Source organism: Gilliamella sp. Pas-s27 (genome assembly GCF_009795865.1).
Classification (GTDB): Bacteria; Pseudomonadota; Gammaproteobacteria; order Enterobacterales; family Orbaceae; genus Gilliamella.
The window spans coordinates 1-4,318 of the sequence record NZ_WTEW01000051.1; the positions used below are offsets into that span (position 1 = coordinate 1).

The following is a 4,318-nucleotide window of genomic DNA, read 5'->3' on the forward strand; positions in this document are numbered from 1 at the left end:
CGTCAGTTGATAGATTGGATAGTTTCGGGGTATTAGCATTCGCATCGCTTTGTTCTGTGCTGGTTGTTTGAGCTTGCGCTTGTGCTTGTGCCACTTGTTGCCACCACAGTGAGGGTTTGATGCGTTGCGCTTTTTCTAGTTGCCAATTTTTTTTGACATGTTCATGCGCTTCATCTACTTTTTTCATCGCAATATCACGCTGATAAAGCTGGGTGATGCCCCGCTCATCTAATCCCGCTGCAATCAGCGTTTTTTGTTGTTGTTTCTCTTCTTCAAATAAGTCATCAATTTCATTCCATTTGCTTAACGCTTCATCGGCATACCATTCACTTTCATATCTTACCAGTAAATGCCCTATCTGCTCCGCTGTCCCACTTGTTCGTAACGCCGCTTTGAATTGTTCTTTGGTAAATGGATTCTTATTATTTATTTCTAATAATTGTAAAAACTCTTTGACTTTATTTTTTCCCTTATCCGGTAGAGATTTCCATAAATAATGGTTATAGCCAGATTTCGCTAAGATTCGCAGTACCGTTAACATCGTTTCTGTACAATCTTCAATATCTAGCCTTGCACTTCGATTTTTACTAAGTTTCTTTGTTAATTCACTTATTGTTGCCTTTTCTTCTATCGTTTCAAACCCAGGCCAGTGCCATGGACTACGCCGTTTGATATGCGCTTGTGCATTGTCTTTTATATTCACCCAACCTTGTATTGGTAGCATTTGCTCATCAAGTGCCGTCACTTGTGCCCATTTGGTGTTTTCATCTTCTATCGCTATCAAACCTTCACGCGCTAATGAACTTAGGGACACGGTATGAGGGTAACATACCGTATTGCGTTTTTTCTCCTGAGGGGAAAGACTGCTGTTTAATGATAACGGAAATTTATTCCAGTAACTTATGCTTGAAGTAAGTTGCCCATTTTGTCCATTAAGGTGTGATACCGCACTGGATTCTATCCAGTATGGTTTATTTTCAAGCATAAAACGAATCGTATAAAAACCCTCATGATTTGCAGGCTCAGAATCTACACTCAGCAGCGTAACATTTAGCACAAACCATAAATAATTCGCCAATTATCCGAATATTTTTTCATCAACTATGACTGATGACGTAATTAAATTCAGGAATGATAAAAATAAAATGTAATTTAATTATTGTTGGTTTTTTCTTTAAGGTATCCATCTTGATTTAAATAATAATGCTTAATTGTTAAATTATTATCATATTCTGTTGTAACGGTAATGATAAAATCCTTTGAGATAGTAAAATATGTTTTTTCAATTAGATTTTCATTATTTCCTGGTTCGTACCATTCACCTTCAACGTATAAATCTGATCGTATTTGATTATCTTTTATTGTCAATAAATAAAGTCTGTAAGGAAAATCACCACAATCCTGTGGTACCAAAATCATATTCATGTCATTTTTTGATGGTAGAGGTATATAACGAAAATCTATTTCACAATTCCATGATGCCAAATCTTTAATCTTACAATTTTCATTATTGGTTAAATTATATTGTTTATTTTTATGTGCTTTATTTAATGGTAAAGTATCTGTGCTTTTTTCAAAACAGAGATTTTTATTATTTTGTTGAATAGGGGGCTCTTGTGCATATGCAAAAAAAGGAATTACACCGAATACTAAATAAATTATATAGTTATTTATCATAATATATCCTAAAATTATTCATTAGCTATTTTTTACAATAATGAAGCCAATGGCTTATCATTTAACGTTTCAGAATCTTTACAAAAATATTCATCTTTTAAATAAATTTGATCAAACTCTCTTACATCATAATGTACCCAACTCGTTGCTCCTTTTCTAGCTGATTCTAAATTAAACATATTTTCTTGACCGGCTAGCCAATCCCATTTTGCTCCTAAATATTTATTAAAAATATCTTTCCTCAACTTATTCATATCGTCGCATGATCTTGTCCTGACACCATTTTTATTAAAATGTATATCTAAAGCTTTTCCTTTATGGTTTGTAGTTCGTCTATTTGTTTGAAGATTTCGATCATAACACCTATATCCTGATGAAATTTTTCTAAAACTATAAACTGAATTTTCTTTTTGTAAGTAAAATATTACGGCTTTTAATGCCCATAATAATGATCTGTGTATACCAGGATACTCATACCTATGTGTTGCTTCTAATTTTACACCGTAGTACATATCTTTATGTCTACTTTTACCAAATCCATCACACAATCCGCAGGGACAAAACATTTGTTCGTCATCAGTAAGAGGTTTTTTTACCCATTCATTGCTTGGTAAATCATATTTATCAGAAAACTCATCTATAGCCTTTATCACATTCATATCCACAATACCCGTTTCCTCGACTTGCATATAATCACGTTGAAACTGTTTGATCATATTTTCGGTTCTTTCGGTAAATTCATCTGTTGGCACATTGCCACCAAATCCAGCAAGTCTAATATTAATTTCCCGAATAATTTCATCTTTATCACCTTTTTGAAAAAGAATTCTTTTTACAAAATAATCCACCATCGCCACCGGGTGAATAAACCACGCCTTGCCATCTGCGGATAGATTGGACAGTTTAGGGGGATTGGCATCACTTTGTTCTGTGTTTGCTGTCATGTTTTAAGCTTGTGCCACTTGTTGCAGGACAAAATTAATCTAATAAGGCTGGAGTAAGTTTATTTTTTACTGATAGTAATATTTAATTTATGAATATTTTAATTAATTTTTTTTCAATATATATGTATTCATCTGTAATATAAGTTGAGTGATCAATTTCATCTGTTGCGCTTGTATATATTTTATTAAACATGAACAGAAAATCATCCTTTTTATTAAAAATAGAAAGAAAATATTTAGGGCTAACATATATTTCATCAATATCGTCTGAACTTATAGAATGATTTATCTTTGGTAAACTTACATCGTTACTTATTGTATTATCGAAAATAAATTTTTTCCCCTCATCAAATAAAAATATTGCATTCCTTCCTTGGTTAATCAAAAACTTCCCTAATAAATTATTTTCCTTCAACACAAGAATATAATACCAACCAATTCCCCTTTCTTCCTCTGCTTCGAGAAGAATAATTTTATATAATTTGGTCGATGAACTTTCATATAAATAAGCATTAAGACCAGTTATATTATCACCATTAGGTATAGTAAAATTAATATTTTTATTATAATAATTTAGAGTACAAAAATAAGTCAGATTATTACACTTAATATAATAATGATTTAATTCCCAAGCACTATAGTTATCTGATCCCACAAATTTAAAACTTATTTCTTGATCAAATTGTTGCCATTTTTTTAGTTGATGCTGGTTTGGAAAAGATAATAATTTATTTTCTATTTTTTCCTTATTATCAATATTCGCATTAGCAACATAGGAAATAGCAATAATAAAATTGAAAATAAAAAAATTTTTAAAAAAATTTAGTCTCATTTTATTTTTTCTCTTTAAAACGCCTTTCTTTCACATTTGTTTGCAAATTTTCATCTATTTTTTGTAAATTAACAAAAAAAGCAGGATTATATCTATTGATCAATCCAATACCATTACCACTTATTTTCATAGCAATTTCAAAATGTAAATGAGGATTACAAACTCCTTTTGCATTACCAGTATCGCCAGTATAGCCAATTAAATCGCCAGCCTTAACTTTATCACCCACTTCTAAGTCAGCACGTTTATCACTTAAGTGACAGTAGCGTAAATAAAAATGATCTACATTTAAATTAAAACCATTCCCATTAACAACTTCATCTTCAAATTCAAGCGTATAGTCATTTCTTGATGCGCGTAAATCATCACCTTTAACTTCAATAGCGAGTACATTGCCATATCCTTTATTCCCCTCATCTTTATATTGGACTATTTTACCATCTAAACAGGCATAGCAAGGGGTATTTATATCCGCAAATAAATCCAAACCATTATGAGTTTTCTTTTGTAACCTCTTTAATTCTTCATTCCAAAATGCTCGAACATAACCAAAAGCACCGTTAGATGGTTTAATATTTCTACTTGAATTATAAAGCGTCCTTTGTGGATTTTCTAAAGGCTCATACCAGAGTTTTGTTTCTTCTTGGAAATAATCCACCATCGCCACCGGATGAATAAACCACGCTCTGCCATCAGTTGATAGATTGGATAGTTTAGGGGTATTGGCATTGCTTTGTTCTGTGCTGGTTGTTTGGTTTTGAGTTTGCGCCTGTGCTACTTGTTGCCACCACAGTGAGGGTTTAATGCGTTGCGCTTTTTCTAGTTGCCAGTTTGTTTTGACATGTTCATGCGCTTCGTCTACTTT

5 protein-coding genes are annotated in these 4,318 nt (G+C 32.1%); all 5 read right to left on the reverse strand.

Annotated features, from left to right (window positions below; all coding sequences use genetic code 11):
• Positions 1-985 (reverse strand): hypothetical protein (locus GQ589_RS11280; protein WP_160426273.1); only part of this gene is annotated, 985 nt, incomplete at its 3' end.
• Between the two features lie 167 nt (positions 986-1,152).
• On the reverse strand, positions 1,153-1,677 hold the full coding sequence (locus GQ589_RS11285; RefSeq protein ID WP_160413170.1) for a hypothetical protein: 525 nt from the start codon (positions 1,675-1,677) through the stop codon (positions 1,153-1,155).
• 32 nt (positions 1,678-1,709) lie between these two features.
• Positions 1,710-2,621 (reverse strand): peptidoglycan-binding protein, encoded by a 912-nt coding sequence (locus tag GQ589_RS11290; protein ID WP_160426275.1) that lies wholly within the window; start codon positions 2,619-2,621, stop codon positions 1,710-1,712.
• An 82-nt stretch (positions 2,622-2,703) separates the two neighbouring features.
• Entirely contained in the window at positions 2,704-3,453 is a 750-nt protein-coding gene (locus GQ589_RS11295; RefSeq protein ID WP_160426277.1) for a hypothetical protein, read from the reverse strand.
• 1 nt (position 3,454) lies between these two features.
• Positions 3,455-4,318 (reverse strand): M23 family metallopeptidase (locus tag GQ589_RS11300; protein WP_160426280.1); only part of this gene is annotated, 864 nt, incomplete at its 5' end.